Genomic DNA, 6,433 nt, shown 5'->3' with positions numbered 1-6,433 from the left:
AAGCGCTGCCCGCCGATAACGCCACGTCCTGTGGCTGGCGGGTCTAGCACATCCTGTGCCTCGGAGGGCTTGACCGGTGAAGTCGTTCTTATTTTTATGAAAAGAAACCCTATGTGAAGTTCCATAGGGTTTCTTCCTGTTCACTTATTCATTTTAGTGAGAAAATCTCCTAGCAGGTCATCCAGATCTTCCTCTGACTCTTCCTTTGCCGCTGCTTCTGTTTGCTGGGATGAATCCCATTCAAATGCATCTAAATCATCGTCCAGCTCCATGTCTGCGATTTCCGCACTGGAGGCCGATTCCTTCGCTCCCGGAGCTTCCAGTTCGGACGCTGTCGGGAGCATGGTTCTATCCTCCTGCAGATAAAGAGCTTCATCAATTTCCGTTGACTTGCTGTTCAATGAGGCCAGCAGTGCGGTTGCCCTCAACGGATCCGCTAATAGATGATAAACAATATTGCCCAACAACGCTTCGGAATGCTCATGCTTAATCCAATCCCGCTGCGATTTGCTGAGACTGCGAGGAAGCGGGATGGTAATCGTTTCGCGTTCCCTCGAATAGGAATTTCCCACACCTTTTACAACAAATTCGGCAATTTTGCTCGAAAAGTTTCTTCGCTCTGTTTCCTTCAAGTTTTGAAGATGTCTTAAAATATGGTCTGGTGTATCAGAGGGGACACGAAAGGACAATGCTTGACCTCTCTTAATCTCATTTGGGTTGGTTTTTTTCATAAAATCACCTTATCTTAGCTTTTCACAGGATCAGAAGCGGCCTTGCTGCTTTTTTCTAACTTTTTCACATAATCCATAATGAGCTTGTAATAAGCGTTCGCCATCATCCAAATGCTTTCTTTTTCATCCTCGAAAAATTCGATGTTATAGCCATCAAGATTATTGTTCAGTGTTTTGATGTATTCTTTTAAAACCGTTGCGCCTCCGCCAACAAAATAGCAGATTTCTGTCTGAGAATTCTTTGCCCATACATTGCGAAGCAGGCGGTATTGCTTTTTAGCTAGTTCAAGCAGAATACGGTCTGTGATGTCATGAACGCTTGTACGGCTTCCTTTTACCATGATATGGTTGCGGTCATTCTTGCGTGTAATGATTTCCACAACATCCGTACGGCTGTCTAGCTCGACGCCATGTTTGCTGCGAATCTCTTCCCTGATTTGTTCAAGCGCTTCTGCTACACCAAGGTTGAAACCTTGAGCCTTGTCATCATCGACATTGCGGTTTTTGATGACAGCGATATCTGTTGATAATCCACCGATATCTTGGATCAAAATTCTTTTATCAATCAAATCCTTATTAATGATTTTCAGATTGTTATCCATTACAAGATTAATATAAGCCGCGAATCCTTCAGGATACACCTTTACTTCATCAAATTTGATATTGACTTTCAGTCCCTGGTATTTTGGCGTAACAAGAAATTCTACTTGGTGGACCGATCCTGCTAGTTTTGAACGGTAGCCAGCATCCTTTCCTTCTTTTACTTCACGCAGCGGCAAACCAGTGCCGAGCGTATAATTCGCATCAATGACATTCTTGTTTCTCGGGAAAAGCTTATCATTTCCTTCCTGTACTGCATCCAATGCAAGGGTAGCGAAAAGCATGACCAGTGTCTGATCTTCCTCTGACTTGCTGCTTCCCGGATCGAGCTCTGTCGCATTGTCGCTTTTCGTTGCCAGGTTTCCGACACGATAGATTACGTTATTCTCTTTCAGGGCAGGGGAGTGGACGCGAATATGAATTCCATCAAGCGGATTCTTCGTATCAAGTTCCTCAATCCCAATTACCGGTCGGTCTTCCGTATCCCTTGCTACGATATTGGGGATATTCAACTCATTATCAAATTCTCCAAAAATAGCTTTAATAGAATCATTTCCAACATCAACTGCTGCAATTCTCGATTTCATCATTTCTATCATTCCTTTTCTTTTATGTATATTTATCTTCTATTCTAAAGGTAAAGGGAAATAATAGATACTGCAAGAGGAACGAGCAAAAAGAAATGTAATTGTAAACTTGCAAACGAGACCAAGATTGTATACAACAAATACAAAAACGTATACATATTGAATTTACGCCATGTATACACTTATGTAAACATGTAAACACATTTGTGCACATTACGTTTACAAAGTGTATACATGTTTACAAAATGATTATAAGGCTTTTGTATAGTGAAAAACCCCCTCTTCATTCCACAGATTCCTATTTTACTTACAAGTATAGATGGATTTGCAATAGCATCATGGAATCCATTTGCCACACGTATCGTTCAATGAATGGATATAGAAGAAAAGTACGAGCGCTGGAGCTAGCCAATTATCGAAGCGGACTTTTAAACTTTCTTATCTATCAAAAAAAGCCCCCGTGGATGACAGCATCCACGAAGGCAAGTGTTAATCTTCTCGTATTTCCCGGCGATTCTTTTTAAATAGCTTCGATAACACTTCGTAGACGATCGGTACTACTATCAGTGTTAACAGGGTGGAGCTTGTTAAGCCGCCAATTACCGTGATGGCCAGCCCTTTAGAGATCAAGCCTCCGCCTCCTGAGCCCATAGCCAATGGAATCAGCGCACCGACAGTGGCAATAGCCGTCATCAGAATTGGACGTAATCGCGTAGCACCAGCCTCGAGAATGGCTTCCCGCATCGTCAGTCCATCCCGTTCCATATGAATGATTCGGTCAACGAGTACGATTGCATTCGTTACCACAATACCAATCAGCATCAACAGACCCATCATCACCGAGACGGAAATCGTTTCGCCACCAATAAGTAAGCCGACAAACGAGCCGATTACAGCAAATGGAAGGGAGAAGAGAATCGCAAATGGTGCAACTCCTTCACGGAAGGTGACAACCAAAATGAAGTAAACAATCGCAATTGCTGCGAGCATCGCAACACCTAACTGCGAGAATGTTTCCGTCATGTCTGCTTGAACACCAGCGACGCCTACTTCAACATTCTTAGGAAGGTCTAAGGCGTCAATTGCCTTTTGAGCTTCAGCAGCTGTTTTTGAAATATCATCCTCTGTAACCGTTCCTGAAACAGACGCATAATACTGCCCTTTACTGCGGGCCAATGTATTCATTGTTGTTCCTTTTTCTACGGTCACTAATTCTGATAATGGTTTCGTTGTTCCCATAGCTGTAGGAACTTCTGTATCCAGCAGATCATCAACCGACTCAGGCTCCTTTTTCTGTTCCTGCTGGACGATGACATCAAGTGAGTTACCATCTTTTTCAATGGTCGTCAATGCATCTTTTGTTTTATTCGGGTTTAGCATCATCACGATTTGCCCTGCTGTTAACCCGTATTGCAGCAATTCATCCTGTTCGACTTTAAAGGTGTATTCCACGTAGGCATCCTCTGCAGTGGAACTTACATCTTCTAAGCCGTTAATTCCTTTCAATTCTTTCTCAGCCAACTTGACAGAGTCAGTAAGTTTTTGAAGATCTTCGCTGTAGAATGTGTAGCTAATCTCGTTCTCCGGCATCGACGTGCCCCCGAAATTTTGGCTCTTCCATTCACCGCTCTGTCCGATATTGAAAACATATTGTTCAATTTCTTTCTTAACATCGGCGAAATTGTCCATTTTAGGATCAAATATCAAGTACATTAATGCGCCGCCAGAACCTGCTCCCAACATTGCAGACATTTGATCCGCTTCTTCGGTAACAGAGATTTGGACAATGTCAATCTCGTCACGCTTTAACATTTCCTCTTCTACTTTTCCTACATTCGCCAAAGTGTCTTCCTTAAGCTCCCCTGCTCCAGGCGTATAGGTTAAATACATCACCTTTTCTTCCTCGCTGCCCATGAAGCTAAAGCCGATTACCGGAGTAAGCGCAAGGCTTCCTGCTAAAAGGACAACCGCAATAAGTGAAGTGATGACTTTATGGTTAAGCACTTTGTTTAAGATATTCTTATACCAGCTCGCCAGTTTTCCAGTCTGTTTGTGGCTGCTGTCTGTTTTTTCACCATATAACTTCTTTCTGAAAAGGAAGTGCGACAAAGCTGGAACGATCGTAATCGCAACAATCAAGGAAGCACCAAGGGCAAATGTCATTGTTAATGCAAATGGTGCAAACAATTCGCCAACCATGCCACCCACAAAAATCAATGGTGCAAAAACAGCCACCGTGACGAGAGTTGACGACAAAATTGGCTTGAACATTTCAATTGTTGCTTCACGAACTAAGGCACGTCCAGATAACTTTTCCTCCTTCAAGTGAAGGCGACGATATATATTTTCTACAACAACAATCGAATCATCTATTACCCGCCCAATGGCAACCGTGATTGCCCCAAGCGTCATAATATTAAGCGTTATTCCCAGCCAATTCAACAGCAGAAGTGACATGAAAATCGAAACTGGAATCGAGATAATCGAGATAATCGTAGACTTGAAATCTCGTAAAAATAACAGAATAACCAAGACCGCAATCAATCCGCCAAATATAGCTTTTTCCACCATCGTTGTTACAGAATCTTCAATAGGTTTTCCCTGATCCAGTGACACTTCAATCGAGAGGCCATCCGTTTTACTCTGTTCTTCTTTGACTAAATCCTTTATGGCATTCACTACATCCACTGTATTTGCTTGCTGCTCCTTAACAACTTGGATGGCGATCGCATCCTTGCCATTTGTACGCGAAATGGATTGTACTTTGCCTACAAGCTCAACCTCTGCAATCTCACTAAGCTTTATAAAAGGAGATGGATTTGCTTGCGATGGTGTGACAGGAATCAGCATATTCTTCAGCTGTTCCGTCGTTGTGAACTTGCCATCAACCGCAACGGCCTGCTCGCCTTCTTTAAATTCGAAAAGTCCAAGCGAAACGCCTAAATTACTTGCCTGAATCATTTCTTTGACTTTCTCTTCCGTCAAACCGAACTGCTTCAGTTTCGCTTCATTATATGCGAGATTCACTTCTTCTATATGCTGTCCTGTAATCGTAACCGAAGCGACTCCGTCTATTTTATCGATCTTCGGAAGCAGGATATCCTCGACTGTTGTTGTTAGTTCAACAATGTCCTCTTTCGAGCTGCTGACACTAAGTGCCATAATCGGCATCATGTTCATGCTGATGCTCGTGATCGTAGGCTCCTGTGCACCTTCCGGGAGTTGAATTGCATCCAGAGTCGACTGCAATGCCCGCTTGGCTTCATCCATATCAATTCCATATTCATACTCAACCTGAATATTGGATAGATTGGAATAAGAATTGGAATAAACGTACTTTACATTTTCCAGTCCATCCACCGCTTTTTCTATTGGGATGGACACATCATCCATTACCTTTTGCGGTGTGGCCCCGGGATAAACATCCATCACCATCAAATACGGGATCGATATATTCGGAATTGTCTCCATATTCATACGTGTACCGGAATATATTCCTGAAACCGTGATGATGATGGTTAGCAGCCAAACAGCCAGTTTATTTCCAAGCACAAAATTGACTAGATTTTTCACTATTGCACCTACCTTATTAATCATTTTTCTATCCATTCTAATGATAGTGACTGACCGGTCATCTGTCAATTTTATAAACAATTAGACCACTCCGTCTTTACAAAAACCAGGATTTTAAAATAGATTCCGACACGCAATGGCAATTGGTGGATTTAATAGGACGGCATTGATAAAATATATATAAAGGTCTGAAAAACATGAATGAAAGAAAATGGGATATACTAATACGGTTCACTTGACACTTTTTATATTTTATATAATAATCGTTACTGTATTAGAATTATTCTAGTTTACCAAATAGTTAACTGAATCATTCAGGGAAACTATTTCAAAAATAATTCACCAATTTTAAGGAGGAAAATAATCATGGCATTAATTGGAACTCAAGTTTTACCATTCACAGCAAACGCATTCCACAACGGAGAATTTATTACAGTTACAGAAGAAAACTTAAAAGGAAAGTGGAGCGTTGTAGTATTCTACCCTGCAGACTTCACATTCGTATGCCCTACTGAGCTTGAAGACATGCAAAACGAATACGCTACTCTAAAAAAATTAGGAGCGGAAGTTTACTCTGTTTCCACTGATACACACTTTACGCATAAAGCATGGCATGATCACTCAGAAGCGATCAGGAAAATCGAGTACATTATGATTGGCGATCCTTCCCAGAAGATTACTCGAAACTTCGATGTATTGAACGAGGAAGATGGACTTGCAGAACGCGGAACTTTCATCATCGATCCAGACGGCATTATCCAAACTGTTGAAATCAACGCAGGTGGAATCGGCCGTGACGCAAGCCAAGTAGTAAACAAGCTGAAAGCAGCACAATATGTACGCAATAACCCAGGCGAAGTTTGCCCTGCAAAATGGAAAGAAGGCGAAGCAACACTTAAGCCAAGCCTTGATCTTGTCGGAAAGATTTAAGGGGAACTAACC

General features: G+C 42.0%; 4 protein-coding genes. 1 reads left to right on the top strand and 3 read right to left on the bottom strand.

Going from position 1 to position 6,433, the window contains the following annotated elements:
* Window positions 1-140: 140 nt before the first annotated feature.
* From UB32_RS09860 to UB32_RS09850, 3 genes are all read right to left on the bottom strand, one after another.
* A complete protein-coding gene (locus UB32_RS09860; RefSeq protein WP_044393357.1) occupies window positions 141-731 on the bottom strand; it encodes a hypothetical protein in 591 nt (196 codons plus the stop codon).
* Window positions 732-745: 14 nt separating this feature from the next.
* Window positions 746-1,921, bottom strand: a complete 1,176-nt coding sequence (locus UB32_RS09855; RefSeq protein WP_044393355.1) for a ParM/StbA family protein — start codon at window positions 1,919-1,921, stop codon at window positions 746-748.
* A 486-nt stretch (window positions 1,922-2,407) separates the two neighbouring features.
* Window positions 2,408-5,491 (bottom strand): efflux RND transporter permease subunit, encoded by a 3,084-nt coding sequence (locus UB32_RS09850; RefSeq protein WP_044393361.1) that lies wholly within the window; start codon window positions 5,489-5,491, stop codon window positions 2,408-2,410.
* A gap of 366 nt (window positions 5,492-5,857) precedes the next feature.
* Here UB32_RS09850 and ahpC point away from each other — a divergent pair, with 366 nt between their 5' ends.
* Window positions 5,858-6,421, top strand: coding sequence for an alkyl hydroperoxide reductase subunit C (ahpC, locus tag UB32_RS09845; RefSeq protein WP_044393353.1), 564 nt, complete (start codon window positions 5,858-5,860; stop codon window positions 6,419-6,421).
* The last annotated feature ends 12 nt before the right edge of the window (window positions 6,422-6,433 follow it).

The organism is Mesobacillus subterraneus, assembly GCF_000934845.1.
Lineage (GTDB): Bacteria > Bacillota > Bacilli > Bacillales > Cytobacillaceae > Mesobacillus > Mesobacillus stamsii.
The sequence above is the reverse complement of the archived record's forward strand: the minus strand, read 5'-3'. Positions and strand labels throughout refer to the sequence as shown.